The organism is Jatrophihabitans cynanchi, from assembly GCF_027247405.1.
In the GTDB taxonomy this organism is placed as follows: domain Bacteria; phylum Actinomycetota; class Actinomycetes; order Mycobacteriales; family Jatrophihabitantaceae; genus Jatrophihabitans_B; species Jatrophihabitans_B cynanchi.
The window spans coordinates 2,014,362-2,040,421 of the sequence record NZ_CP097463.1 but is presented as its reverse complement, the minus strand read 5'-3'; the positions used below and the strand labels follow the sequence as shown (position 1 = coordinate 2,040,421).

The following is a 26,060-nucleotide window of genomic DNA, read 5'->3' as shown; positions in this document are numbered from 1 at the left end:
AAATGAGCAACTGGGGCTGGGGCAAGTGAATTGATCTTGGACCGTGAGGAATGAAGCGACGAAGGAGGTGACCGCAAATGAGCAACTGGGGCTGGGGCAAGTGAGACAACTGCGGACGTATCGACGCGTCGGCGACTTCCGGTCTAGTCGTCGCCACCCGGGCGCCCGCACCGAAGCACGGTCCGCGTGAACGCGCCGGGACGGTGGCAGGTGGCTGCCGAGCGGCGCCGACGAGGGCGCAGCTGCACGATGTGGTGACTGTCGGCGGTTCCGGCCGCCGACCTGATGTTTAGCGAACCCGATGCCGGGGCGCCGGTCCTGGCAACACCGCATCGTCGCCTGTGTCCCGGCGGCGCGCCCGCCCCGAGAGGATTTCGCGAGCCGAACGGGCAATCGCGGCCGAGCAGAGCGTGCGCCTGCCGGCCGCACAGGGCCACGTGCGATGCTGGCGGGCGGTCTCGCGCCTCGCGATCGGACCTTGGGTGTGCGGCGCGGTCGAAGGTCAGGAGAACTGATGACTGATCCGAACGTGCGGCCCTGGCAGGCCCTGCTCGAGGCCCGGGCGAGGCTGCCCGACCTGTCCCCCGAGGAGCAGGTCGGCGCGTTCGTCGTCGACGTCGATCGGCTCAAGGCCGTGAATGACGCGCTGGGCTACCGCGCCGGCGATCAGCTGCTGGACGAACTCGAACGGCGGGTCCGCGACTGGGCCGGCGCCGGCGCGTACGTGGTCGATCTGGGGCTGGGCACGTTCGGCGCGATCGTGCCCGGATTGGACGGCGAACCCGCTGCGGCCGCCGCGGCGGAGTTGCTGCGGGTGCGGCTGTCGCAGCCTGTCGCGCTCGACGGGGGCACCGTGACACGGCACGTCAGCGTCGGTTACGCCCACTCCCGCCTGCAGGATGCGAGCGTCGCGGAGCTCGTCCACCGCGCCGACGACGCGTTCGGGCAGGCACGGAGGTTGCCGGGGGACGTCGCGATCGGCTACACCCCGCAACTGCACCAGGACGCGATGGCGCTGGCCCAGATCGAGCTGCACCTGCGCGCGGCGGTGTCAGGCGGCGAGCTGGTGCTGCACTACCAGCCCGAGGTGGACCTGCGCACCGGGGCGATCCTCGCCGTCGAGGCGCTGATGCGCTGGCAGCACCCCACCCTCGGCCTGGTCGGCGCGGCTGAGTTCATCAGCGTGGCCGAACGCACCGGCGCAACCCGCGAGCTGGGCCAGTGGGCGCTGCGCACGGCCTGCGCGCAACGCGCGGCGTGGCTGGCGGCGTACCCGGAGCAGCGGTTCGTCATCCGGGTGAACGTCTCACCGCCGGACCTCACCGATCCGGCGATCATCGACCAGGTCACCGCCGTGCTGGCCGAATCCGGGCTGCCGGCCGAACTGCTCTGCCTCGAGGTCACCGAAGTGCTCGCCGCGCCGGACCCGCAGGCGGTGGTGGCGAACCTGGACCGGATCCGGCAACTCGGTGCCTTGATCGCGCTGGACGACTTCGGCGCGGGCTACAGTTCGCTGCGCCGCTTCAAGGTGATGCCGATCGACGTCCTCAAGATCGACCGCGAATTCGTCGCGGACCTGCCCGGCAACGCGGTCGATCCGGTCATCGTGAGCATGCTGGTGGGCTTCACCCGGATCTGGCAGCTGGATCTGGTGGCTGAGGGTGTCGAGAATCGCGAGACCGTCGCCGCGCTGCTCGAGCTGGGCTGCTGGCGCGCTCAGGGCCGCTACCTGGCCGCGCCGGCGCCCGCCGCGCAGCTGGAGCCGCTGCTGGCGACCGGGCGGGTCGACCCAGCGCTGCTGACCGGCTGAGCCGTCGAACTCAGAGCATGTCCCGGTGCTCGCGGGCGCTGTCCAGCGAGGACACCGAGGCGACATCGCGCCGGTCGGGCAGGGCCGGATCCCAGGCGGACGTGAGCATCGGCGTCTCGGTCGCGTAGCGCAGCACGTCGAGGGTGCGCGCGTCGACCGCCAACCGGGCGAGCGTCGCAGGGGTTGCCGCGGCGACGACCAGTTCGCGCACCGCGGCGACATAGGCGGCCTCGGCACGCTCGGCCACGTCGATGCCGGACGTCGTGAGCGTGGCGAAGACGACGCGCCGATCGCCGTCGGATCCGCGCCGGTCGATCAGACCCTCGCGTCCCATCCGGTCGCACAGCTTGGTGAAGCCGCCGGACGTCATCGCCAGCTCGCGGGCCAGCCCGCTCATCGACATGCGGTGATCCGGCAGTCGCAACAGCAGGTGCAGCACGGCGAAGAACTGGCTGGACACGCCTAGCGCCTCGACGCGCGAGATCACCTGGGCGTGAGCGGATGACACCGCGCGATGCAGCGCCTCCCAATCGCTGATCCAGGCAGCGTCGGAGTCGTTGTCGAAACCGGTCACCGCGCGACGATATCTCCGATCAGGTCCAACGGGAGAGTTCCGGCATGCTGTCCAGCGCGCCTTCTGTGGCTGCCGGCCGCCCGAGTGCCCAGGCCAGCAGCGCCCAGTCCGGGCCCGAGACCTGCTGCACCGCGCCCGGCCCGTCGACGGACCAGGACGTTCCGGGCAGGCCGGCGCTGCGTGAACCGGCATCGGTGACGGTGACCCGCAGGGCGCCGGTGGCCCGATCTGCCAGCGATTCGACGAGAAGCGGCAGGAGGTAGTCGACGAACTCCGCGGGCCACCGGTCGGCGGTGTAGCTGCCGGCCAGGTCGACGCGATGGATCTCGACCTCGCGCCAGCGCGCCGTCAGGTACGCACCGATGGTTCGGTCGTCGCATTGCAACTGCCAGCCGTCGGTACCGGCCACCTCGCCGAAGAGCCGATCGAGCGCGTCCGCCGACGATCGGACGTCGGCGAGCAACGTCTCGGCCGATCGCTCCGCCCCGGCCTCGATGTCCGCGTTGCGCCCCTGCGGTCCGTGTGGGTAACGCGGGACGCGTTCGCCGCGCAGCGCGCCCGTGACCGTCGCGAAGATCCCGTCGGCGTTGCGGGCGAGGTGCGTCAGCACGTGCGCCCGGCTCCAACCCGGCAGCAGCGAGGGCGCCCGGACGTCCGCGTCGGACCATGCCTCGGCACTGATGCCGCGAACCAGCGCGGCACTCGAGTCACGCAAGGCGGCCAGGACGGCGGTGGGTGTCGTCATGCCTTGATCCTCGCAGAGCCGGGCAGCGCCGCTCGGGTCAGCCGGTGATCAGTTCGGCGCACTCGGCAGGCGTGCCGCCGCGGCGTCGCTGGGAGCGAAGGCCGTCGACGGTGAGCACGATCAGCGCGAGCCACACCATCGCAAAGCCGATCAGTTCGGCCGCGGGCAGCCGTTCGTGCCGGATCCCGACGCCCACCGAGAACTGCAGCACCGGAGCCAGGTACTGCAACAGGCCCAGCACGCTCAGCGGCAGCCGTCGTGTTGAGGCCGCGAACAGCAGCAGCGGGATCGCGGTGACCAGGCCGGTCGAGATGAGCAGCAGCGTGTTCCCGGCGCCGTGGCGTCCGAAGGCGAGTTCGCCCTGCGCCGCGATCACGATCAGTGTCGCGAGCGCGGGAACGAACAACGCGCCGGTCTCGACGGCGAGCGAGTCGACCGCCCCCACCGCTGCCTGCTTCTTGAAGAATCCGTAGAGGCCGAAGGAGGCGGCCAGGGTCAGCGCGATCCACGGCAGCCGGCCGTAGTCGATGGTGATCACCAGCACGGCGGCGGCGCCGATGCCGACCGCGATCCACTGCACCGGACGCAGTCGTTCACCGAGAACCACGACCCCGAGGACGATCGTGAACAGCGGGTTGATGAAGTAGCCCAGGCTGCTCTCGACCACATGGCCGGAGTTGACGCCCCAGATGTAGGTGCCCCAGTTCACGGTGATGACCGCGGCGGCCAGCACGAGCAGGGTGCGCTGGCGCGGGTTGCGCAGCACCGCGCGCACGCCGGCGAAGCCGCCGGAGAAGCGCAGCACGACGAGCATGACCACCAGCGACCACACCATGCGGTGCGCCAGGATCTCGATCGTGCCGGCCGGTTCGAGCAGCGGCCAGAACAGCGGGAACAGCCCCCACAGCAGGTACGCGGCGGCGCCGTACGTCAGGCCCGCGCGGACCTCGGCGTCCTCGTGCACGCCGCCCAGGCTACGGGCCGGCACGCAGCCGATCCCCGGCCAATCGCCAGGGTGTGGCCGAGCGGACACCGATCCGCGGCGCGTTGTTCAGCGGAACAGCGTGATCAGCTCGAGGACGTCGTTGCCCTGCAGGCTGGCCAGCGCGGTCCCGAACTCGTCCGCCACGGTCCGCACCGGGTCGACGTACCACTTGCCGTCGCTCTGGCTCACGTCCATGCCGAACTGGGTCACCCCGTGCATCAGGTGGGTGAGCGCGGTGCGCTGTGCTTCGGTGAGGTTCCCGCGGCCCGCGGCGGCGGCGATCTGCCCGATCAAGTCGCTGCCGCACAGCTTGCGCTGATCGCCGGCGATGCTGACCTGGTAGCAATCGCCGTCCATCGTCACGCTGAACTGCCGGCCGCCGGCCTGCCCGGCCATCGACGTCGCGGTCAGTCGCTTGCCGCCGGAGATGTCCTTGCTGGCGAAGCGGACCTCGTCGATCGTGAAGCCGGCGGTACCGGAACTCGGTGCGTTCTGCAGCACCAGCGAGCCGTAGTCGTGCAGCACGGCCATCTCGGTGGGTGAGGTCAGCTCGATCACGCGGCGCCAGTCGCCCTTTGTCGCAGCGAGCAGCAGGCCCTTGACCGCGTCGTCCGGCGTGGCGGCACCTGCCGCGGCGATGCGGTCGGACGGCGTCGGTGCTCCGGCGTGCGCGGCAGCGGCCGCGTTCTGCGCGATCGTGTAGAACAGGCTCGGGTACCACCGCCCGTCGACCTTCTGCACGGCGACCTGCAGCGGCCGGCCACCGTGTTCGGCGAGGGTGGCGAGGTCGGTGGTGGCGGTGCTGGTGCCGGACGGAGCACCCCCCGGGAACGCGGCGTGCAGGAACTGGCTCGTCAGCGGGATCTTGGCCGCGTCCGCGCTGACCCGCAGCGTGCCACCGGTGACCGTGACGACCTGTACGCTCTCGTTGACCGTGATCGTCTTGGCTGCGTAGCTCACCCCGCTGGCCTGGAACTGCACCGCGGACACCTTGTTCGGGTCGGCGCTCGTGCTGAGCACGTGCAGCCGCTTGAGCGTGCTGATGTCCTCGCGGATCGGATCGGCCAGCGCCCGCTTCTCGGCCGGTGCGAGGTCATCGAGCACGCCGAGCAGGTCGGCGTTGTTCAGGTCGGCGACCAGTTTCTGCACCGCCGCCTTCGGGCTGGACGCCCCGGCCTGGTTGTCGCTGCTGTCGGAGAACGCCGCGTAGGTGGCGACGCCGCCGCCGGCGAGCACCACGAGCGCCGCGACCCCGGCGATCAGCTTGCCGCGCCCCTTCGGCTTCGCCGGGGCCGGCTGCGGGTACTCCGGAGCCGAGCCGTACTGCTGCTGCGGTTGCCCGTACTGCGGTTGCCCGTACTGCGGTTGCCCGTACTGCGGTTGCCCGTACTGCGGTTGCCCGTACTGCGGTTGCCCGTACTGCGGTTGCCCGTACTGCGGTTGCCCGTACTGGGGTTGCTGTGGCGGTGAGGGCTGGTTGCGCGGCCCCGCTCCGGCCGGGTCGTTCGGGCCGGGCGCCGGCTGCCCCCAAGGCTGCTGCGGCGGGTAGGGCGGCTGCGTCATCGGTATCTCCGGTCGTCGCGAACGAAACTGATGAAGCGAATGCTAACCGCCGCCAAGATCAACGCGACCCCGCACAAAGTGGTCACCGGTCCGGTAGCGGCCACCGCAACCGAGTGGATGGTGGGCGCCGACAGCGCACCGACGGCGACCGCTCCCGCGGTCAGCGCGATCAACAGGGCCAGCACGATGGCCGGCACGCGCAGGCCGAACACGTACAGCGCGATGGCGACGGCGCAGGCCAAGCTGACCACCGGCCACACCGACAGCGCGGTGTGGGCGATGCCCTCCGGCTCGAGCAGGCGGCGGATCGCCCCGTCCGTCTCGTAGCTGTTGCGCAGCCGGCGTCCGGACCGAAGCCAGGGCAAGAAGGTGCCGATCACGACCAGCACGAGGCCGGCGGCCCCTGGCGCCGCGACGAGCGCGTGCGGGACCCGGGCTCGACGCGCCTGTGGCGGGGCCGCGTGGGTGCTCACCGCGCCAGCCTAATCAGAGCCGGACGTCCTGCGGGTCGGGTCGAGTGGCGCGGGTGTCGATCTCCATCCAGGCCGCGGGGACGCGCAGCGCGCTGAAGCCGAGGTCGGCGTACACCCGGTGGGCATCGCGGGTGGCGAGCACGATCCGCGGTACGCCCGCCGCGCGCAGCTCCTCGACAACGGCCCCCACCATCCGGTGACCGATCCCGTGCCCGCGCCAGGCCTCGTCCACGACGACGTCGCACAGCCAGGCGAAGGTCGCTCGGTCGGTCACGGCGCGGGTGAGACCGACCTGGCCGCCGCCGGCGTAGGCGCCCCAGATGAGCGAGCCCGCGAGCGAACGCTCCACCGTCGCCCGGTCGCGGTCGTGCGCCCAGTAGGAGCCGGCCAGCCAGCCGGCGGTCCGATCCATGTCCAGCAGCGCCGGGTCGGCGGAGAGGGTTACTTCGGAGTTCAGCTGCATCAGCCCATCCTCGCGGGCGCGGCAACTGGACTACGCGAGCGGTACCTGCGATGCGGCTGCGGCGTGACGCTGGGGAGGCGCGACCCGGCGAGTTCGGCGGTTCGGCAGTTCGGAGGCGCTGAGATCGCCGCGCCGGCCGATGATCAGCCGACCGTCCAGGTGTCGGTGCCGGCCAGCAGGACGTCCAGTGCGGCGTCGTCGCGGCCCAGCCCGGAGCTGTCGGCCTTGACCGCGGCATCGGCGAGTTGGGCACCCATCAGCTCGTCGTAGACGGGCCGGTCGACATCGCGGAACACGCCCATGGGCGCGTACCGGGCATCGAGCGAGGAGAGCCGGGACAGCGAGAACGCGTAGGCCGGGTCGTCGGTGTGCGCATCGTGGACGATGATGCGCGGGTCGTCGTCGGCGACGTCCTCGGCGACGGTGAACGCACCGGATTCGCTGTGCACGACGGCCTTGCGTCCCCCGGCGCCGAAGCGCAGCGGCTGGCCGTGCTCCATCCGGATCGTCCAGTCATCGCGCGTGTCGTTGTCCTTGAGGACGTCGAAGGCGCCGTCGTTGAAGATGTTGCAGTTCTGGTAGATCTCCACCAGTGCGGTGCCCTTGTGGTCGGCAGCGGCGCGCAGCACCGAGGTGAGGTGCTTGCGGTCCGAGTCGAGCGTGCGCGCGACGAAGGACGCCTCGGCGCCGAGCGCGAGCGAGACCGGGTTGAACGGGTAGTCCAGCGAACCCATCGGCGTCGACTTGGTGATCTTGCCGAGTTCGGAGGTGGGGGAGTACTGGCCCTTGGTGAGGCCGTAGATGCGGTTGTTGAACAGCAAGATCTTGAGGTTGACGTTGCGGCGCAGCGCGTGGATCAGGTGGTTGCCGCCGATGGACAGCGCGTCACCGTCGCCGGTGATCACCCACACGGACAGGTCCGGGCGCGAGGACGAGAGCCCGGTCGCGATCGCCGGTGCGCGGCCGTGGATGGAGTGCATCCCGTAGGTGTTCATGTAGTACGGGAACCGTGAGGAGCAGCCGATCCCGGAGATGAACACGATGTTCTCGCGCGGGATGCCGAGTTCGGGCATGAAGCCCTGGACGGCAGCCAGGATCGCGTAGTCGCCGCAGCCGGGGCACCAGCGCACTTCCTGGTCGGTCTTGAAGTCCTTGGCCTTGAGTCCGAGGTCGGTCATGAGTTGATTGCTCCTTGCAGCATCTCGGCGAGCTCGTCGGCCTTGAACGGCAGGCCGCGCACCTGGGTCACGCTGAGCGCGTCGATGAGGTACTTCGCGCGGATCAGGGTGGCCAACTGGCCGAGGTTCATCTCCGGGATGACGACCTTGTCGTAGCGGCGCAAGATCTCGCCCAGGTCGTCCGGGAACGGGTTCAGGTGGCGCAGGTGCAGCTGGGCGATGGCCGCGCCGGCCGCGCGCACCTGCCGGCAGGCCGCGCCGATCGGCCCGTACGTCGAGCCCCAGCCGAGGACGAGAACGCGCGCATCGCCGTCGGGGTCGTCGACGACCAGCGGCGCCAGCGAGCGGGCGATGCCGTCGACCTTCGCCTGCCGGGTGCGGACCATGAAGTCGTGGTTGTCCGGGTCGTAGGAGATGTTGCCGGTCTTGTCGGCCTTCTCGATGCCGCCGACCCGGTGCTCCAACCCCGGCGTTCCCGGTACCGCCCAGGCGCGGGCGAGGGTCTGCGGGTCGCGCAGGTACGGCAGGAACTCCCCGTCCGGCCCGTTCGGCTCGGTCGCGTTCGCGACCCGCAGATCGGGCAGCTCGGCCGTCGTGGGCACCTGCCACGGCTCGGAGCCGTTGGCCAGGTAGCCGTCCGAGAGCAGGAACACCGGCGTGCGGTAGGTGAGCGCGATCCGGCACGCCTCGATCGCCGCGTCGAAGCAGTCACCGGGCGACTGCGCGGCCACGATCGGCACCGGCGCCTCGCCGTTGCGCCCGAACATGGCCTGCAGCAGGTCGGACTGCTCGGTCTTGGTGGGCAGCCCGGTGGACGGACCGCCGCGCTGGATGTCGCAGATGACCAACGGCAGCTCGAGCGAGACGGCCAGGCCGATCGCCTCGCCCTTGAGCGCGATGCCCGGACCGGACGAGGTGGTGACGGCCAGCGCGCCACCGAACGCGGCGCCCAGCGCGGTGCCGATGCCGGCGATCTCGTCCTCGGCCTGGAAGGTGCGCACGCCGAAGCGCTTGTGCTTGCTCAGCTCGTGCAAGATGTCCGAGGCCGGCGTGATCGGGTAGGCGCCCAGGAACAGCGGCCGTTCGGCGCGCCGCGACGCCGCGATCAGGCCGTACGCCAGCGCCAGGTTGCCGGTGATGTTGCGGTAACGGCCCGAACGCAGCGCCGCCGGCTTGATCTCGTAGCTGACCGCGAACGCCTCGGTCGTCTCGCCGAAGTGGTAACCCGCCTTGAACGCGGCCAGGTTCGCCTGCGCGATGTCGGGCTTGGCCGCGAACTTGGTAGTGATGAACTCGGTGGTGTGCTCGGTCGGGCGCGAGTACATCCAGGACAGCAGCCCCAGAGCGAACATGTTCTTCGAGCGCCCGGCGTCCTTGCGGGACAGTTCGCTGCCGGCCAGGGCGTCCAGCGTCATCTGGGTCAGGTCCAGTGCGTGCACCGAGAACCCGTCCAGCGTGCCGTCCTCGAGCGGGCTGGACGTCCACCCGATCCGCGCGAGCGCGCGGCTGGTGAAATCGTGCGTGTCGATGATCAGCGTCGCGCCCTTGGGCAGGTCGCCCAGGTTCGCCTTCAACGCCGCCGGGTTCATCGCCACCAGCACGTCCGGCCGGTCGCCGGGGGTCAGGATGTCGTGATCGGCGAAGTGCAGCTGGAACGAGGAGACGCCGGCGAGTGTCCCCTGCGGTGCCCGGATCTCGGCCGGGAAGTTCGGAAACGTCGCCAGGTCGTTGCCGAACAGCGCCGTCTCCTGGGTGAATCGATCGCCTGTCAGCTGCATCCCGTCCCCGGAGTCCCCGGCGATACGGATGACGACCCGGTCGAGCTGTTCGACGTTCTTGGACATGCTGCTGACGGCCTCCCGGCTGAAGGGGGAGCTGCGACGGGCGCCACACTGCGTGGTCGCAACCTCCCCATCCTAGGTCGGCGAAGCCGTACCTGTGCGGGTGGCTTGGCTCACGGCTCGGGCCTGCAGCCCCGGTCGGAGCTGTTCCTGACCCGTAGGCCCGGTTTGCCGTTCTTGTGCCGCGAATTCGAAGCTGCCCTGTGATTCGCCGGCACACGGCGGGTACGACCGCAGGCAGCACAGCTCGACGAGCCCCGATCCCCCCGTCGGAGCCCCTCGAAACGGTAAGGAGCGGACGTGAAGGACCTGGTTCTGCCCGCCTTTGAGATGGATTGCAGGGACTGGCTTGTGGTCACCCCCGCCGAAGCCGGTCTGCCGGACGAGATCGCAGGTGCGCCCTTGCTCGCTGTGCTGAGCACGGTCGTTCTCGGGGACGAGTCCTTCGTCCCCGCGAGCGGTGTGCTGACCGTCGGCTTGCTCGACGACGATTCCCCCGCGGGCCGGCCGCTTCAGCCGGACTGTGTCGCCGCCGAGCTGGTCGATCCCGAGGACTCCGGTGGCTGCGTCCGGTACGTATTGCCGGCGCCGGACCGGCGGCTGGCGCTGCTGGCGGAGTTCTCCATGGCCGAGGGAGCCGACCGCGACGTGGTCGACCGGATCGAGTCCTTGATGGTTTCCTTCCGCTGGGCCGCCTGAGGCAGCTCGTTCGGCGTACGCCCGGCCCGGTTCGGGTCGGGCGGGGTCGCGGCCGGAAGTCCTGGCCGGCCGCGACCACCCCGCGGGTAGTGCGCTCTTCCCGCGGTGCTGTGCTGACTCGCGGTGCTGTGCTAACTCGCGGTGCTGTGCAAACTCGCGGTGCTGTGCAAACTCGCGGTGCCGTGCTGACTCAGTGCCGGTAGCGCGGGTCGGACTGCGCCATCTGCTGCAGCCGGGCGATCCGCGCCTGCATCGGCGGGTGCGTCGAGAACAGGTTGCCGAGGCCCCCGCCGCGGAACGGGTTCGCGATCATCAGGTGACTGGTGGTCACCAGGGACGGTTCCTGCGGCAGGGGGTGCGCCGCGACACCGGCCTGCAGCTTGCTGAGCGCGGACGCCAGCGCGAGCGGATCGCCGGACAGTTCGGCTCCCGACGCGTCCGCCTGGTACTCGCGGGACCGGCTTATCGCCAGCTGGATCAGCATCGCCGCGATCGGCCCGACGATCATCATGATCAGCCCGGCAAAGGGATTGCGGTCGCGGTCACGACCGCCGCCGAAGAACAGCGCGAACTGGGCGAGGTAGGTGATGCAGGCGGCGAGCGTGCCGGCGACCGAGGAGATCAGGATGTCGCGGTTGTAGACGTGGCTCAGCTCGTGGCCGAGCACGGCCCGCAGTTCCCGCTCGCTCAGCAGCCCGAGGATGCCCTCGGTCGCGCACACGGCGGCGTGCCGCGGGCTTCGGCCGGTGGCGAACGCGTTCGGCTGGGACGTCGGGGAGACGTACAGGCGCGGCATCGGCTGGTGCGCGCCGGCGGCCAGTTCCCGCACTATGCGATACATGGCCGGCTGCTGGACCTCGCTCACCGGGCGAGCGCGCATCGAGGCCAGCGCGATCCTGTCGGAGTTGAAGTAGCTGAACGCGTTGATGCCGACAGCGATGAGCAGGCCGACGAGCAGGCCGGTCCGGCCGGCGATCGCGCCGCCGCCCACCACGAGCACCGCGCCGAGCAGCCCGAACAGCAAGGCTGTCTTCAGGCCGTTGCGTACTCCGTTCACGTCTGGTCCAACGCTTTCCGGGCACCTGCTCGTTCCCGGGACGCGGCGATCTGGGAAACTCGCCTCATGTCGGCGACCGATCACCTCATCCACGCCAACTCCGTCTACGTCGAGACGTTCCCCGGCGCTCGCCCGCTACGTCCCAAGCTGGCGCTGACGATCATCGAGTGCATGGACTCGCGGCTGGACACCTTCGCCGCGCTGGGCCTGCAGATCGGCGACGCGCACATCATTCGCAACGCGGGCGGCCTGATCACCGACGACGTGCTGCGCTCGCTCGCGCTGTCGCAGCGGTATCTGGGCACCCGTGAGGTCATGATCATGCATCACACCAACTGCGGCATGACCGGGTTCGACGACGTCGCGTTCCGCGCTCAGCTCGCCGCGGACTCCGGTGTCGAGCCGGGTTGGGACGTGCCCGGCTTCACCGACATCGAGGATCAGGTGCGCAAGTCGGTCTCCGCGGTGCGCTCGTGCGGCTGGATCCCGCACCGCGACGAGGTGCGCGGATTCGTGTTCGACGTCGCCGCCGGCAGGATCACCGAAGTCACCGTCTGACGCCGGTGCGGTCTGCCGCCGCTCAGCGGTAGTTGGTGAACTGCAGGGCCACGCCGAGGTCGGCGTTCTTCAGCAGCCCGATGACGTCCTGCAGCTGGTCCTTCTTCTTGCCGGACACCCTCAGTTGATCGCCCTGGATCTGCGCCTGGACGCCCTTGGGCCCCTCGTCGCGGATCAGCTTGGTGATCTTCTTCGCGTCGTCCTGGCTGATGCCCTGCTTCAGCGTGCCGGAGATGACGTACTGCTTGCCGGACGCCTTCGCCTCGCCCGCGTCGAACGCCTTCAGCGAGATCGAGCGCTTGACCAGCTTCTCCTTGAACACGTCGAGCGCGGCCTTGGCCCGTTCCTCGCTGTCGGCCTTGATGGTGACGCCGAACTCGCCGGACCAGTCGATCGAGGCGTTGGTGCCGCGGAAGTCGAAGCGCTGGCTGAGTTCCTTGGCCGCCTGGTTGAGCGCGTTGTCGACCTCCTGCCGGTCGATCTTGCTCACGACGTCGAACGACGGATCTGCCATCTAGTGCCTCCTGCGGTGGTCCTTCGGTGCGCACCGTCGACGGTAGCGGAGGCCGCGTCCGTGCCTACTCGGGATCGGGTAGGCTACCTCGCGTCGCCGGAGTTACTCCGGTGCACGGCGGGTTGCCCGAGTGGTCAAAGGGAGCGGTCTGTAAAACCGCCGGCTCAGCCTACGTTGGTTCAAACCCAACACCCGCCACCCTGCTGAAGGCCCCGGATTCCGGGGCCTTGAGCGCGTTCGAATCCTGAGCTGGGATGCGCTAGATCCGGCGGTTCGGATGACCGTCGCATTTCTGATTCGGGCGGCGCCTCGCAGTTGCAAGCCCCGGAACTGCTGACCTCCGCGTGAAGTCTCGGCGAAGCGCGGAACGCGGCGGAGGGAAGCATCGCTAGCTCGCGGGACATGCGCGGGACAGATCAAGATCAAGTTCCGCCATCAATCTCCGTTCGATATGGCAGTTGTCGGGCGCCGGAGTTGCGACGTGGGGCGACTGTCACAAGCAATGCTGTCTCCCTGCCGGACACCTCCGCGAGGTCCGAGGTCAGTCGCTCTGGCACTCGTCGGCTCGAGTTGCTCGTCGTTGCACCTGGCGTCGCCAAGGTTCGACTGCTCACCGCGGTTCGCTGTGGGTAGCGCGGTTCGGCGAATCTGCTCCGCAAACCTTGAATACTTTGTCGCTCGGCCGTAGCCTCTTCAGTGACGTCGATCAATCGATTGACCGACCGACCGACCAGCGTTCATCGGGATCTCGCATCGCACTGAGCGGCTACCACGCCTTGAGGAGTAGAGATGAGAGGTCTAGTCGGTCGCACGTATTGGGGAAGCTGTGAATGTCGCTGCGTTCGTCGGCGGTCCGGGTACCAAATGGACCCCCTTCGACGACCTTGTGGTCAGCCCATAACCACGGCAAGGCTTGGCAGAACAACGGCTGGCCACTCTTGAACGGAGCTCCGATGTCGCCCTTAGATCGAACTCTCGTCCTCTACGGGCGCGAGTTCGACGGTTTCACCCGAGCGTTCAGCGAGCAGTTCGCGCTCGTGCCCGAGCTTCCGGCACGAGCCGAGCTGATCGAGATCAAGGCACTCGAGGACATCGTGCTCGACGGGCCGGAAGTGCTGGACGGGTCGATCGACCTGCTGCTGCTCAACACGGACTGGCTGCCCAGCCTCATTGCCTCCGGCCGGGTGCTGCCGCTCGACACCTATCTGGCCAACTCCCCGCCGGACGGCTGGCCCGACGCATGGGTGCCGTCCCTTCGCGCATTGCAGACAGGTCCAGACGGGCGCGTATACGGGATCGCATATCACGACGGCCCGGTGATGCTGATCTATCGCCGTGACCTGTACGAGAGCCCCGACGAGCAGGCCGCCTTCGTCGGGAAGTTTGGCTACCCGCTCGCGCCGCCCAGGACGTGGCGCGAGTATCTCGACCACGCGCACTTCTTCGATCGACCCGAGGCAGGGTTGCGCGGCACGGTGCTCGCCGGCCTGCCTGATCAGCACAACAACATTTACGACTTCCTCACCCATTTGTGGTCGCGTGGTGGCGAACTCGTCCTTCCCCACCGGACATCCGGCCTGGATTCCGGCGCGGCGCATGAGGCGATCACCTTCCTGCACGACCTGTGGCACGTCGACAGAGTCGTCGATCCGGCGGCTGCCGGTTGGGACAGCGTCGAATCGGGCGTCCACTTCGCCGCGGGTGAGGCTGCGATGATGGTGAACTGGTGCGGTTTCGCCGCGCTGTCGGCCGATCCAAGCTCGCCGACCCACGGCCTCGTCGCCGCGACGTCCGCACCCGCGGGGCCGGACGGATCCGTCGCCACCATGAACGCCTACTGGGTGCTGGCCATGGCCGCCGGCTGCACCGAACCTGACCGCGCCTACGAGCTCATCCGCGCCCTCGCCGCACCGGAGATGGACGTGATCACGGCACAGAGCCAGGGCAGTGCGGTGCGTCGCGACACTTGGAACCGGCCGGACGTGCAGGCCCTCGCGCCCTATTACTCAGCCTTGGAGTCCGCGCACGCCGGTGCGCGTGCGATCCCGCGCGACCCGGGCTGGCCGACGATGGCGGAGATCCTCAACGAGATGATGGCCGCCGTCGTCTCCGGAACCGACCCGCTCAAGCAGTTGGCACAAGCGCACGACGAGCTGCAGGCGTTCCTCGGTGGTAGCGCATGAGCTTCGACGGCCGCACTGCGGTGATCACCGGCGCCGCCCAGGGCATGGGCAGCAGGGTCGCCGAACGTCTTGCCGAACTCGGCGCCGCCGTGGGACTGTGGGACTTCAACGGCGCCGGGGCATCAGCTCAGGCGGAGAAGCTGCGCGCGAGCGGTCACCAAGCCGTCGCCGCTAGCTGCGACGTCTCCGACCAGGGTTCGGTCGCCGCCGCCCTGCGCGCCACGATCGACCGACTCGGCACGCCCACGCTGGTGGTTACCGCAGCCGGTATCGCCCGCGCCCGACCGTTCCTCGACGTCGAGGCAGCGGAGTTCGAACGGCAGCTCTCGGTGAACCTCACCGGAACATTCCTCACCATGCAGGCTTGCGCCAACGCGATGGTCGACGCGAAGCTGCCCGGCTCGATGGTGGGCATCTCGAGCGTCGCTGGACGCGGCCCACGTGCGGATCTCACCGCCTACGCCGCGAGCAAGGCCGGCGTGATCAGCGTGGTCCGCTCCGCCGCCGTCGCGCTCGCCGAGCACGCGATCAACGTCAACGCCGTCTGCCCCGGAGTCGTCGATACCGAGATGACGAGGCGGACCCAGCAGCAGCGCGCGGCCGAACTCGGCATCACCGAGTCCGAGGCGCTGCAGCGTCTTGCCGCCCGAATCCCACTGGGGCGCATCCAGACGACCGACGATGTCTCGGACGTGATCATCTTCCTGCTTTCGCGGCAGGCCTCGTACGTCACCGGCCAGGCGCTCAACGCCTGCGGCGGTCTCGAGTTCGACTAACCAAGGAGAGCATGTGCTCGGCGTTTGGCATTTCAGCTTCACCGTTTCCGATCTCGACGGCGCAGTCGACTTCTACACACGACTGCTGCGCTTCGAGTTGATCCACATACAGGAGCAGAACAACGAGTACACGAGGCGCGTCGTCGGTTACCCGGACGCTCACTTGCGCGTGGCGCAGCTGGTGGTACCCGGGCAGCCCCGCGGGCTCTCGACCCACGACCTCGAACTGGTGCACTACGTGGTGCCGCAGGGCGACCGCGGCGATCACAACATCTACAACCCCGGTCAGGCCCACCTGGCCCTGACCGTCGAAGACCTCGATGAGGAGTACGGGCGCCTTCTCGGCGGCGGCGTCGAGTTCTTCTCCGAGCCGCAGACCATCACCGCGGGCGTCAACGCCGGTGGATCGATGGTGTACCTCTATGGATTCGACAAGCTGGTACATGAACTCGTGCAGCCACCACCGCACCGTCTCAAGGAGTACCGCGCGCGTCTGGCCGCCTCGTGAAGGTCCTCGTCATGGGCGGCACCCGCATGATGGGCGACGCGACGGTGCGCCACCTGCTCGCCGCCGGACACCACGTGAGCGTCTTCAATCGCGGCAGCCGGGTGCCTGACTGGGCCGATCATGTGAGCCAGCTACGCGGTGATCGGGACGTGCCAACAGACCTCGCGCAGATAGCCGGACTCGATATTGACACGATCGTCGACTTCTCGGCCTATCGCGGTGCGCAGACTGCCTCGTTGGTCAAGGTGCTTCCGGAGGCGGTGCACCTCGTGCACTGTTCGACCGGCGCCGTCTACGCGCCGGTGCCGCAGCTGCCGTGGGCCGAGGACTCGCCGATCGGCCCATGGGACCTGTGGGGCGACTACGCCCGCGAGAAGCTCAATACCGAGCAAGCTGCCCGAACTGCCGCTACCGGTGAGCGCACCGTCACGATCTTCCGGCTGCCGTACGTGCTCGGCCCGCGCAACTACGCCCCTCGCGAGGAGTTCGTGCTCAACCGACTGCTTGACGGTGAGGAGGTGCTGCTGCCCGGCGACGGGAAGGCGGTGCAGCACTTCATCACGGCCGAGCAGGTCGGGGAAAGCGTGAACCTGCTCGTCTGCTCACGACCGGAAGCGGGGGTAGCCGTTTACAACATCGCCGACCAACGGGGACTTTGCACTACCGAGGGCTTCGTGCAGCTGTGTGCCGAGGCAGCGGACGTCGCGGTGCGCATCAGGCCCGTGCCCGGGCCTACTGGGGCCGAAGGCCCGTTCGACGCGGGCGATTGCGTCTTCCCGTTCCCGAACGAGGCCTACGTGATGGACGTATCGCGGGCGGCAGCGGCAGGGGTACTGCCCGTATCACGACCGCTCGCTTCGGCGATCGATGTCGCGCTCGACGCATTGCGCGCCGAGCCCGAGCGGCGAGTCTGGCAACGCACCGCAGCAGAGCGCGCCTGGCTGCACGGATGAGCCGGCACATCCGCCGAGCGCAACTGATCGCGCACGCGCAGGCCAACGGACTCGACGGGGTCCTCGTGCACTCCTGGCATCGTCAGACCGTCGGCTGGTTGACCGGCTACTCGCCCGGTTACGTCACCAACGCGGCGTCGCTGTGGCTCGGCGCGGGAGGTGAGCAGCTACTCGGCGTGCGCTTCGGATTCGATCAACCCCGTGCGGCACTGACCGGTCTGCCGGTCGTCGTGGCGGCCGCTCCGACCGCGGTGGTGCCGAAAGGCGCGCGCCGCATCGGCCTCGTCGCCGGTGACATCGCGGTCGACGAGGCGACCCCGGCTCTGCTCGCGTCGCTTCAGGCCGCGGGCATCGAGCACATCGATCTGCGCGACGTCGTCGACGACCTGCAGGAGTCGAAGCTGGAAGACGAGGTCCTTGCACTGCAGCATGCCGGCGACGTCGCGGACGCAGCTCTGGTGACGTGGGGGGATAGCGCGCCCGAGGGCAAGACCGACTACCAGGTGGTCTCGGCCATCGAGGCCACAGCCAGGGCCGCCGGTGCCCGGCGCGCGTACTGCCTTGTCGGCGTCGGTCCTGGCGCAGTCGTCTCCGAATGCTTCGGCACGGTGATCGGCCCGCACGACGCGGTCGGTCTCGAACTCACCCTTTACGTCGACGAGTGGTGCATGCACGTCAACACCCAACTGACTGCGGCGCGCGGCACCGAGCACGACGCCCAGGCTGTCTGCGCGTCGGCTCGCGCGGCGATGCTCGCATCGATGCGTCCCGGCGTCGCGATCGATGAGGTCGTGGCCGTCGGAGACCGTGTCCTCGCCGCGGCGGGCGTGCTCAATGCCAAGGAGTACGACTTCGGGCACGGCCTGAGCGGGGACACTCCGGCGCATCCGCGACTGATCAGCGGCACCGGGCGAGTCCTCGCCGACCACGTCGTGACCGCCCTCCATGTCGCGGTGCGGGTTCCTGGAGGAGCGACCGGATTCGTCGGCGGACCTGTTGTCGTCGAAGCATCGGGCGCGCGCGAGCTGAACCCGTCAGCGCCGTGGGCGGTTCTCACCCGCGCCGCAGACTGACCCTTGCCAAAACGACGCTGCGCTCCCTAGTCTCGGCCCAGCACTCAAACGATTGACTTGTCGATTGCCTACTTGCCGGCGACATCGAGCAATGAACGGAGGACGGCCCATGTACTACCCGTTGACGGTGCGCGACTTCCTCGACCGGGCCGAGCAGGTCTATCCGGATCGTGTCGCTGTGGTCGACGAGCCTGACCAGCCGGCACCGTCGCTAGGATCGATCACGTTCCGCGAGTTTGCCGGGCTGGCACGGGCGCACGCCGCCCGCCTCGACCAGCTGGGCGTCCCGGTCGGCGGCCGCGTCGCGGTCGTCTCGCAGAACTCGGCACGCTTCCTCGCCATGCTGTTCGGAGGGCCCGGCTGGGGGCGCGTGCTGGTGCCGGTCAACTTTCGTCTGGCCCCTGCCGAGGTCGTCTACATCATCGAACACTCCGGCGCCGAAGTCGTGTACGTGGACCCGGCGAACGAGCGGATCGTCGAGGCGATACGCGCGATCGAGGGCGTGCGGTACTGCTTCATGCTCGGCCACGACGAGAACCTCTTCGCGGAAGACGCCGAGCCGAAGGAATGGGAGACGCCGGACGAGGGGGCCACCGCGACGATCAACTACACCTCGGGCACCACGGCCCGCCCCAAAGGCGTACAGCTGACGCACCGTAACCTGTGGCTGAACACGACGATCATGGGCCTGCAGCTCGGTGTCAACGACCGCGATGCCTACCTGCATACGCTGCCGATGTTCCACGCGAATGGGTGGGGCATGCCGTTCGTGTTGGCCGCCTGCGGAGTACCGCAGATCGTGCTGCGGCAGATCGACGGCGCGGAGATCCTGCGCCGCGTGAAGCAACATCGCATTACCCTCATGTGCGCCGCACCGACCGTCGTGAACGCTGCGCTGGATGCCGGTACGACGTGGGTCGGCGAGATCCCGGGACGTGGTCTGACTCGAATATTGGTCGCCGGTGCCCCACCTCCGACCCGAACCATCCAGCGAGTGCTCGATGAACTCGGGTGGGAGTTCTGTCAGCTCTACGGCCTCACCGAGACGTCGCCGATCGTGACGATGAACCGGATGCGAGCGGAGTGGGACGAACTGTCCTCGGCGGATCGAGCCAAGCGGCTGAGTCGCGCAGGCGTCCCGGCCCTCGGCGTACGCCTGTCCATCGACGTCGACGGCGAGGTGATCACCGCGTCGAACCACAACCTCGACGGCTACTGGAACCAACCCGAGGAGACGCACAAAGCGCAGGCCGGTAACTGGTTCCACACCGGCGACGGCGGCCGCATCGACGAGGAGGGTTACCTCATCATCTCCGACCGGAAGAAGGACGTGATCATCTCCGGTGGGGAGAACGTCAGCTCCATCGAGGTGGAGGACGCGCTCACCACGCACCCGGCTGTCCGCGAAGCGGCAGTGATCGGCGTCCCGGACGAGGCCTGGGGTGAACTCGTCACCGGCATCGTCGTCAGCGACGGATCGCCCGTGGATGAGGCCGAGCTGATCGCGCACTGCAAGTCGCTGCTCGCCGGCTACAAGTGCCCGAAGCAAATCGAGTTCGTCGAAGAACTGCCACGCACCGCCACCGGCAAGCTGCAGAAGTTCAAGATCCGCGAGCCCTACTGGCAGGGCCTGGAACGGCAGGTGAACTGAGATGAGCGAGGCCTTCGAACTCGACCCCGACGTCCGGGCGTTCATCCGGTCGCTTCCTCCGGTGGCGCCGTGGTGGAACAGCCACGACGTGCTTGCACAGCGCGTGGGTTACAAGATCCGGGCCCGCGCGTACGTCCGCGGGCCCGCGATGGCAACCGAGGACATCGAGATACCGGGAACCGGCGGGCACCGTATCCCGATCCGGCTCTACCGCCCGGACAACCTCACGCCGGCAGGCCCAGTCGTGCTGTACCTGCACGGTGGCGGCTGGTCGGTCGGTGATCTCGAGTTCACCGACCCGCACATCCGCCGGGTAGCGGCCGGGACCGGCGCACTGGTGGCCTCGGTGGACTACCGCCTCGCGCCCGACCACCCCTATCCGGCCGGCATGGACGACTGCTGGGCCGCCTTGACGTGGTTCGCCGGGGCTGCCGCTGGCCTCGGCGCCGACCCGACCCGCCTGGCGCTGTCTGGCGACAGCGCCGGCGCGACGAACGCGGCGGCGCTGTCACTGCTGGCCCGCGACTTCGGTGGCCCGGCCATAATGGCGCAGTGCCTCTGGTACCCGGGCTTCCTGATCCAGCCGGAGGTGCCCTCAATGACGCAGACATGGCGGGAGCTGACGCTGCCGGCTGCTGCCGTTCGCGCGTATCGACGCTTGTACGCGGGCTCGATCCCCGACCCGCTGCCGGCCACGATGGTCGCCACACAGGCCGCCGACCTGTCGAAGATGCCTCCGACGGTCATCGCCGCGGCCGGGATCGATCCGCTCTTCGACGAGTCCAGGGTCTACGCCCAGCGACTGCTGGACGAAGGCGGCCAGGTCGAATTGCATGAGTTCCCAACGCTGCCACACGGATTCTGCGCGATGGCCGGTGCCGTGGCCACAGTGACCGCCGCGGTGGATCGGACGGTAGCGAGCTTCGCCGCGCTGCTCTCCTGACCGCGCGTACCGGACCTTGCCGGAACTGCACTTGGCTCGTAACCTAGTCAAAGGTTTGACTCAAACGATTGACTGATGGAAGAGCAACCGTGACCTTCGATCTACTGAGCGCCGTCGGTGGCGACGACGCCCTGGCGGCGATCTTTACCGAACAGCGAGCCGTGCAGGACTGGCTCGAGGTCGAAGCAGCGCTCGCCCACGGACTTGCCAAAGCCGGGTTCATCGATGACGACCGTGCCGAGCGAATCGCCGCCGCGTGCCACGTCGAGGTCATCGATATGGATCGGCTCTGGGCCGAGACCGCCATGGTCGGCTACCCCATCTTTCCGTTGATTCGCATGATCTGCGACGCGCTCGGGGACCAGGACGCCGGCTTCGTGCACTTCGGGGCCACCACGCAGGACATCATGGACACGGCGCTGGCACTACAACTGCGCGACGCGGGCCTGCGCGTGATGGAACTCCTGGATTCCTTCGGCGACGCGCTCGCGCTGCTCGTCGAGCGACACGAGCACACCGTGATGGCCGGGCGAACTCATGCGCAGCAGGCGGTGCCTACCACTTTCGGGGCCAAGTGCGCGGGCTTTCTGTCCGAGCTCGCCCGTCATCGGCGCCGCCTGGTCGCGGCCGTCGAGGAGGTCGCGACCTCCTCGCTCTACGGGGCAGGTGGCACGTCTGCGGCTCTCGGCGCGCGAGCGCCAATCGTGCGCGCTGAGCTGTCGCATCGGCTGCGACTGGGCATCGCCGACGTCCCGTGGCACGTCTCGCGCGACCGTCCGGCGCACCTCGTCCTCACCGGAGCACTGATCTCGGCGACTTGCGTACGATTCGCCCGTGAGGTGATCGACTTGGCGCGCACCGAGGTCGGCGAGGTAGCCGAGGCCGACGGCGTGTACCGCGGCGCCTCTTCGACGATGCCGCAGAAGGCCAACCCAATCGCGAGCGAACTCGCCGTTGGCTTCGGCGTGATGGCTCAAGCGGCGGCCAGCTCGATGTTCCGCGCCTCGGAGGCCGGCCACGAGCGGTCGGCGGGCGAGTGGCAGGCCGAGTGGCAAGCCGTGCCGCAGGCGTGTGTCGCGATCGCAGGCTCCCTGCGCGCGGCCGCCAGCGTGGCCGACGGGCTGCGCGTCTTCCCTGACCGGATGCTGACCAACCTGAACCTCGACGGCGGTCGGATCATGGCCGAGGCATACATGATCGCCCTCGCGACCCAGCTTGGCCGCGAGCACGCGCACGAGGCTGTCTACCAGGCCGTGCGTGACTCCCGTGACGGTGGTATCGCTCTGGTCGATTCCTTGGCCCAGACGCTCTCACCCGAAGTGTGGCTTGCCGTCCAGCCGACCTTGCCCCGGCCCGAGCAGTACCTCGGCCAGACGTCCGAGATCTGCGCGTCCGCCTTAGTCCAGTGGCGCGAGGCGCGCAGCGGGCCGCTCTACTACTCGACCGCCCGCCCCAGCGAAGGAGCTCATCCGTGACGTCCCTGGCCGAGCTCGAGGAGCTGTGCCGCATCCGGATCTTCGAGGAACAGGTCCGTGAACTGGCGCTCGAACGGGAAGTGATCGGCTCAGTGCACCTGTGCATCGGGCAGGAGGCGATCCCGGTCGGCGTCTGCGCTGCACTCGAACCACGGGATGCGTTGTTCGCGACCTACCGTGGACACGGGTGGGCGCTGGCCCGAGGAGTGCCGCCGGAGGAGCTGTTCGCCGAACTGCTCGGTCGGGCCACCGGGACCAACGGCGGCCGTGGCGGATCGGCGTACCTGAGCTCGGCGCGCCACGGGTTCTACGGCGAGAACTCGATCGTTGCCGGAAGCGCGCCGATCGCCGTCGGTGCCGCGCTGGCCGCCAAGTTCGACGGATCAGGACGCGTGAGCGTGGTGTGCGTCGGCGACGGTGCCCTCAACCAGGGAGCGATGCACGAGGCGATGAACTTCGCGTCGGCCTTCGCGCTGCCGATCGTGTTCGTCTGCGAGAACAACCTCTACTCCGAACTCACCCCGATAGCGGCCATGGTGGCCGATCCGGAGCTGTGGCACCGCGCTGCGGCCTACGCCATGCCGGGAGTGCGAGTCGACGGCAACGACGTGGACGCGGTCCGCGCGGCCGCCCGTGATGCGGTGCAGCGGGCGCGCTCAGGGGGTGGGCCCAGCCTGATCGAGGCGATGACCGAACGGCTGGCCGGGCACTACATCGGTGACGTCGAGCAGTATCGGCCGGCCGGAGAGGTCGACCGGGCGCGCGAGCGCGAGCCGATCGGGCGGCTGACCAGCCAGCTCGTCGCCTCCGGAGTCGCGCCACAGCATTGCGAGGCCGCGTCGCAGCGGGCCGCTGCAACGATCGAGCGGGCCCGCGCCGCCGCCCTGCATGCCCCGGCCGCCGACGTCTCGCTGGTGCGGGAGCATCTCTATGCCTGAGCTCAACTACGCCGAGGCGGTCAACGCCGCGCTGCGCCGGGCGCTCGCCGAGTGGCCCGAGACTCTGCTCTACGGCGAGGACGTGGCCAAGCCCGGTGGCGTCTTCGGTGTCACGCGGCGGCTGTACCGCGAGTTCGGCGAACGGGTTTTCGACACCCCGATCAGCGAAAGCGCGATCATCGGTTCGGCCGTGGGTGCCGCCATGATGGGTCGGCGGCCGATCGTCGAGATCATGTGGGTCGACTTCACCCTGGTCGGCCTGGACCAAGTGATCAACCAGGCCGCCAACGTCCGATACGTCTCCCAGGGCGCGCTGACGGCGCCGCTCACGATCCGGACCCAGCAGGGTGCCGTCCCTGGCTCGTGCGCCCAGCACTCGCAGTCCCTCGAAGCGCTGTTCGCCCACGTCCCGGGGATTCGCGTCGCCCTGCCGTCAACGCCGCAGGACGCCTACGACGTCCTGCTTTCGGCCATCGCGTGTGACGACCCGACGGTCGTGATCGAGGCGCGTGCTCTCTACAACGGACCGCGCGAGAACGTCGAGCTCGACGGGCCGATCGCGGCGGTGGGCGGGAGCCGGCACAGGCACCGTGGCGAGGACATCACGGTCCTCACGTGGGGCGCACAGACGCACAACGTGGTGGCGGCCGCCGCGGAGCTCGACGCCGAGCAGATCGGCCTGGACGTGATCGAGGCCGTATGGCTGAACCCGTTCGACACCCCCGCGGTGCTCGACAGCGTCGCCCGCACCGGCCGCCTGATGGTGGTCCATGAAGCCAACGTCACCGGCGGTTTCGGCGCCGAAGTTCTTGCGCGCGTGGCCGAGTCCGGAATATCGCTCCGTAGCCCGGCCTGCCGGGTCGGGCTGCCCGACCTGCGCGTCCCGGCTGCCCCGGGCCTCTCGTCGGCAGTCCTGCCGTCGGCGTCGAGCGTGGCCGCGGCGGCGCGGACGATCATCGGGAGCGAGAGTGTGCCCTGGAACGCAGCGGGGCAGTACTACGACGCTCGATGAGTTCGGTGGGCTTCTTCACGACCGTAGTTCCCTCGCTTTCATCACCGCTCAACGCCGCGACTCCGGCGGCGCCCATCTCCGTTAGCGGCATGCTCACCGTGCTCAGCGCCGGCGCGAGGTGCGCGGCGAGGGCGATGTCGTGAATAGCGATCAATGAGATGTCCTCAGGCACCCGAACTCCGGCTTCGCGAAGGGCCGACATCGCACCCACCGCCGCCGCGATGTTGGCGATGACGAGTGCGGTGGGTCGGCGAGCAAGGGTGAGGAGTTCGGCCACTCCGGAGACGCCGGAATCCGTGGTGTAGCCGCCAGGCAGCACGACCGCCTCGCTCTCGGGGATTCCGCAGGACACCAGCGCCTTGCGGTAACCGGCCAGGCGGCGACGCGCGGTGTCGCTGCTTTCGGGGCCGCGCAGATGCGCGATGCGACGGTGCCCCAGATCGAACAGGTGACGCACCGCGATCCGGCTGGCGCCCTCGTCGTCGGCAAGGATGGTGCGCTTGACACCCTTGATGCGCTGGTTGACCGAGACCAACGGGCGGCCGGTGCGTGCCATCGCCTCGATCGTCTCCGGTTGCATCATGTCGGTCGCCAGTAGCAGTCCGTCGACCCGGCCCGAGGCGAGCATCTCGACGTAGCGCTCGGGCCGGGTCTCGATCGCGCTACCGACCAGCAGCAGCGCGTCGCGCTCGGTGGCCGCGCGCTCGGCGCCGGTGATGATCTCGGCGTAGATCGGATTGGTGAAGTCGGGAATAAGCAGCCCGAAGGTGCCCGACTGCGACGTGCGCAGGCTACGAGCGGCAGCGTTGGGGTGATAGCGCAGCTCCCGGATGGCGTCCAAGACGCGGGTCCGGGTTTCCGCCTTGATCACGAGCCGGTCGTCGCTGTTGATGACGCGAGACACAACCGAGGGGTCAACGCGCGCCAGCTGGGCGACGTCGGCGATGGTGGCGCGCCGGGTGGCGTCCTCGCCCTGGCGTGCGCGCGGACGGGCGGGGCTCACGCGGCTTCGACCGGTTCGACTTGGCCGCTTGCCACCGAGGCGTAGCAGGCTTCGACGACCCTTAGCGTCTGCAGCGCGTCGAGGCCCGTCGTCGGTGCACTTGTGCCCTCGGCGACTTCGGCCAGCAGCGCCCGCATGGGGCCTGCGAACGCGTCAGGGATCCAGCGTGTGGTGACGGGGTACGGCAGCCAGCCGTCGGTCGGCAGCACCGAACTGTTCACCTCGACAGTATCGGGCCGACCGTGCGGATAGTCGTACAACAGGCCCACCGTGCCCCGTACTCCGCCGGCCGATCCGTCAATCCGGAAGCGGGCTTCGTAGTCACCGACGATGTTCTCGTGATTGACGTTGACGTGCGCCCGCCGGCCGTCCGCGTACATGAAGGTCGTCATGGTGCGCGTCTCGCCATCAGCGAGCTGGCCCGGCCGCCGCCCCGCCGCGCAGAACACCCGCTCGGGGGTCCCGAGCAGCGCACGGATCGAATCGAAGTAGTGGATCGAGTGATACATCAGGTCCAGGCGGGCCGAGCCCAGCAGCCACGGCCAGGCACTCCAGTCAGTGCTGATGTTCACGTCGAACAGCACGGCGGTAAGTTCACCGATCCAACCCGCCTCGGCCATCGCCCGGCTCGCGGCCATGCCTTCGCCGTAACGCATCTGGTGATTCACCACCAGCGCACGCCCGTGCGACGACGCGACGTCGACCAGTTCGGCGGCCTGCTCGCTATCCTCCGCCAGGGGCTTTTGCGCAAGGACGTGTTTACCTGCCTTCAGGGCGCGCCGCGCGATGGCGGGCTGTGCGCTCGGCTGCACGGCAATGTCGATGACTTCGACGAGCGGGTCGGCAAGCAGTTCGCCCAGATCGCGCACCCGAGCAACGCCGAACCGATCGGCGAGCGACTGTGCCTTCGCGGGATCGAGATCGACGACGCCGCGCACCGGTACGCCCGCGCGCCGGTAGGCAGGCAGATGGGCTACGCCCACAATCGATCCGGCCCCAACGATCCCGACGCCGCGCAGGTGATAGGGGGGAATTCTCAGGTCGCAGGCTCGCGCGATCGGTATGAAAACATCGAGCATGGTGCC

Annotated in this window: 25 protein-coding genes and 1 tRNA gene; 14 read left to right on the top strand and 12 right to left on the bottom strand. The window is 69.0% G+C overall.

All coding sequences use genetic code 11. The features are described 5' to 3' along the window. The first annotated feature begins 514 nt into the window (after window positions 1-514). Complete coding sequence (locus M6B22_RS09890) at window positions 515-1,810, top strand: putative bifunctional diguanylate cyclase/phosphodiesterase (protein WP_269445593.1); 1,296 nt, start codon at window positions 515-517, stop codon at window positions 1,808-1,810. Window positions 1,811-1,820: 10 nt separating this feature from the next. On the opposite strand, the gene M6B22_RS09885 is transcribed toward M6B22_RS09890, so the two are convergent. The 8 genes from M6B22_RS09885 to M6B22_RS09850 all read right to left on the bottom strand — a co-directional run bounded on the left by M6B22_RS09885 (window position 1,821) and on the right by M6B22_RS09850 (window position 9,635). Further along, window positions 1,821-2,384 (bottom strand): MarR family winged helix-turn-helix transcriptional regulator, encoded by a 564-nt coding sequence (locus M6B22_RS09885; RefSeq protein ID WP_269445592.1) that lies wholly within the window; start codon window positions 2,382-2,384, stop codon window positions 1,821-1,823. A gap of 19 nt (window positions 2,385-2,403) precedes the next feature. Continuing rightward, entirely contained in the window at window positions 2,404-3,129 is a 726-nt protein-coding gene (locus M6B22_RS09880) for a maleylpyruvate isomerase family mycothiol-dependent enzyme (RefSeq protein WP_269445591.1), read from the bottom strand. A 37-nt stretch (window positions 3,130-3,166) separates the two neighbouring features. Continuing rightward, on the bottom strand, window positions 3,167-4,117 hold the full coding sequence (gene rarD / locus M6B22_RS09875; protein WP_269445590.1) for an EamA family transporter RarD: 951 nt from the start codon (window positions 4,115-4,117) through the stop codon (window positions 3,167-3,169). 63 nt (window positions 4,118-4,180) lie between these two features. Further along, entirely contained in the window at window positions 4,181-5,677 is a 1,497-nt protein-coding gene (locus tag M6B22_RS09870) for a flagellar basal body-associated FliL family protein (RefSeq protein WP_269445589.1), read from the bottom strand. Continuing rightward, a complete protein-coding gene (locus M6B22_RS09865) occupies window positions 5,674-6,150 on the bottom strand; it encodes a hypothetical protein (RefSeq protein WP_269445588.1) in 477 nt (158 codons plus the stop codon). The genes M6B22_RS09870 and M6B22_RS09865 overlap by 4 nt, the downstream gene beginning before the upstream one ends. 13 nt (window positions 6,151-6,163) lie before the next feature. Then, a complete protein-coding gene (locus M6B22_RS09860) occupies window positions 6,164-6,613 on the bottom strand; it encodes a GNAT family N-acetyltransferase (RefSeq protein ID WP_269445587.1) in 450 nt (149 codons plus the stop codon). Between the two features lie 143 nt (window positions 6,614-6,756). Continuing rightward, on the bottom strand, window positions 6,757-7,791 hold the full coding sequence (locus M6B22_RS09855) for a 2-oxoacid:ferredoxin oxidoreductase subunit beta (protein ID WP_269445586.1): 1,035 nt from the start codon (window positions 7,789-7,791) through the stop codon (window positions 6,757-6,759). Then, window positions 7,788-9,635 carry a 2-oxoacid:acceptor oxidoreductase subunit alpha gene (locus M6B22_RS09850; RefSeq protein ID WP_269445585.1) on the bottom strand — a complete coding sequence of 616 codons (1,848 nt, stop codon included), beginning with the start codon at window positions 9,633-9,635 and terminating at the stop codon, window positions 7,788-7,790. Before M6B22_RS09850 ends, M6B22_RS09855 begins: the two co-directional genes overlap by 4 nt. 297 nt (window positions 9,636-9,932) lie before the next feature. On the opposite strand from M6B22_RS09850, the gene M6B22_RS09845 reads away from it, so the two are divergent. Beyond that, window positions 9,933-10,331 (top strand): hypothetical protein, encoded by a 399-nt coding sequence (locus M6B22_RS09845; protein ID WP_269445584.1) that lies wholly within the window; start codon window positions 9,933-9,935, stop codon window positions 10,329-10,331. 190 nt (window positions 10,332-10,521) lie between these two features. On the opposite strand, the gene htpX is transcribed toward M6B22_RS09845, so the two are convergent. Beyond that, window positions 10,522-11,388, bottom strand: a complete 867-nt coding sequence (gene htpX, locus M6B22_RS09840) for a zinc metalloprotease HtpX (protein WP_269445583.1) — start codon at window positions 11,386-11,388, stop codon at window positions 10,522-10,524. 66 nt (window positions 11,389-11,454) lie between these two features. On the opposite strand from htpX, the gene M6B22_RS09835 reads away from it, so the two are divergent. Next, the gene (locus M6B22_RS09835; protein WP_269445582.1) at window positions 11,455-11,946 is read left to right on the top strand and encodes a beta-class carbonic anhydrase; all 492 of its coding nucleotides are present in this window, start codon (window positions 11,455-11,457) and stop codon (window positions 11,944-11,946) included. Window positions 11,947-11,968: 22 nt separating this feature from the next. On the opposite strand, the gene M6B22_RS09830 is transcribed toward M6B22_RS09835, so the two are convergent. Beyond that, window positions 11,969-12,460 (bottom strand): YajQ family cyclic di-GMP-binding protein, encoded by a 492-nt coding sequence (locus tag M6B22_RS09830; RefSeq protein WP_269445581.1) that lies wholly within the window; start codon window positions 12,458-12,460, stop codon window positions 11,969-11,971. Between the two features lie 116 nt (window positions 12,461-12,576). Between M6B22_RS09830 and M6B22_RS09825 the strand changes: the two genes are divergently transcribed. From M6B22_RS09825 to M6B22_RS09775, 11 genes are all read left to right on the top strand, one after another. Next, window positions 12,577-12,658: transfer RNA gene (locus M6B22_RS09825), tRNA-Tyr, on the top strand. A gap of 755 nt (window positions 12,659-13,413) precedes the next feature. Next, window positions 13,414-14,643, top strand: a complete 1,230-nt coding sequence (locus M6B22_RS09820) for an extracellular solute-binding protein (protein ID WP_269445580.1) — start codon at window positions 13,414-13,416, stop codon at window positions 14,641-14,643. Then, complete coding sequence (locus M6B22_RS09815; RefSeq protein WP_269445579.1) at window positions 14,640-15,419, top strand: SDR family NAD(P)-dependent oxidoreductase; 780 nt, start codon at window positions 14,640-14,642, stop codon at window positions 15,417-15,419. The genes M6B22_RS09820 and M6B22_RS09815 overlap by 4 nt, the downstream gene beginning before the upstream one ends. Window positions 15,420-15,432: 13 nt before the next feature. Next, window positions 15,433-15,927: a VOC family protein gene (locus M6B22_RS09810; protein ID WP_269445578.1), complete on the top strand. Its 495-nt coding sequence runs from the start codon at window positions 15,433-15,435 to the stop codon at window positions 15,925-15,927. 11 nt (window positions 15,928-15,938) lie between these two features. After that, on the top strand, window positions 15,939-16,880 hold the full coding sequence (locus tag M6B22_RS09805; RefSeq protein WP_269445577.1) for an NAD-dependent epimerase/dehydratase family protein: 942 nt from the start codon (window positions 15,939-15,941) through the stop codon (window positions 16,878-16,880). Beyond that, complete coding sequence (locus tag M6B22_RS09800) at window positions 16,877-17,953, top strand: M24 family metallopeptidase (RefSeq protein WP_269445576.1); 1,077 nt, start codon at window positions 16,877-16,879, stop codon at window positions 17,951-17,953. The genes M6B22_RS09805 and M6B22_RS09800 overlap by 4 nt, the downstream gene beginning before the upstream one ends. A gap of 109 nt (window positions 17,954-18,062) precedes the next feature. Continuing rightward, window positions 18,063-19,604 carry an AMP-binding protein gene (locus M6B22_RS09795; RefSeq protein ID WP_269445575.1) on the top strand — a complete coding sequence of 514 codons (1,542 nt, stop codon included), beginning with the start codon at window positions 18,063-18,065 and terminating at the stop codon, window positions 19,602-19,604. Window position 19,605: 1 nt separating this feature from the next. Then, window positions 19,606-20,547 (top strand): alpha/beta hydrolase, encoded by a 942-nt coding sequence (locus M6B22_RS09790; RefSeq protein WP_269445574.1) that lies wholly within the window; start codon window positions 19,606-19,608, stop codon window positions 20,545-20,547. Between the two features lie 89 nt (window positions 20,548-20,636). Next, entirely contained in the window at window positions 20,637-22,022 is a 1,386-nt protein-coding gene (locus M6B22_RS09785; RefSeq protein WP_269445573.1) for a class-II fumarase/aspartase family protein, read from the top strand. Beyond that, window positions 22,019-22,960, top strand: coding sequence for a thiamine pyrophosphate-dependent dehydrogenase E1 component subunit alpha (locus M6B22_RS09780; RefSeq protein WP_269445572.1), 942 nt, complete (start codon window positions 22,019-22,021; stop codon window positions 22,958-22,960). Before M6B22_RS09785 ends, M6B22_RS09780 begins: the two co-directional genes overlap by 4 nt. Then, window positions 22,953-23,972, top strand: coding sequence for an alpha-ketoacid dehydrogenase subunit beta (locus M6B22_RS09775; RefSeq protein ID WP_269445571.1), 1,020 nt, complete (start codon window positions 22,953-22,955; stop codon window positions 23,970-23,972). Before M6B22_RS09780 ends, M6B22_RS09775 begins: the two co-directional genes overlap by 8 nt. Here the strand turns inward: M6B22_RS09775 and M6B22_RS09770 are convergent. Together M6B22_RS09770 and M6B22_RS09765 are read right to left on the bottom strand one after the other, a co-directional pair. Continuing rightward, on the bottom strand, window positions 23,914-24,975 hold the full coding sequence (locus M6B22_RS09770) for a LacI family DNA-binding transcriptional regulator (RefSeq protein ID WP_269445570.1): 1,062 nt from the start codon (window positions 24,973-24,975) through the stop codon (window positions 23,914-23,916). The two genes, M6B22_RS09775 and M6B22_RS09770, sit on opposite strands and share 59 nt — an antisense overlap. After that, complete coding sequence (locus M6B22_RS09765; RefSeq protein WP_269445569.1) at window positions 24,972-26,054, bottom strand: Gfo/Idh/MocA family protein; 1,083 nt, start codon at window positions 26,052-26,054, stop codon at window positions 24,972-24,974. The genes M6B22_RS09770 and M6B22_RS09765 overlap by 4 nt, the downstream gene beginning before the upstream one ends. Between the last annotated feature and the right edge of the window lie 6 nt (window positions 26,055-26,060).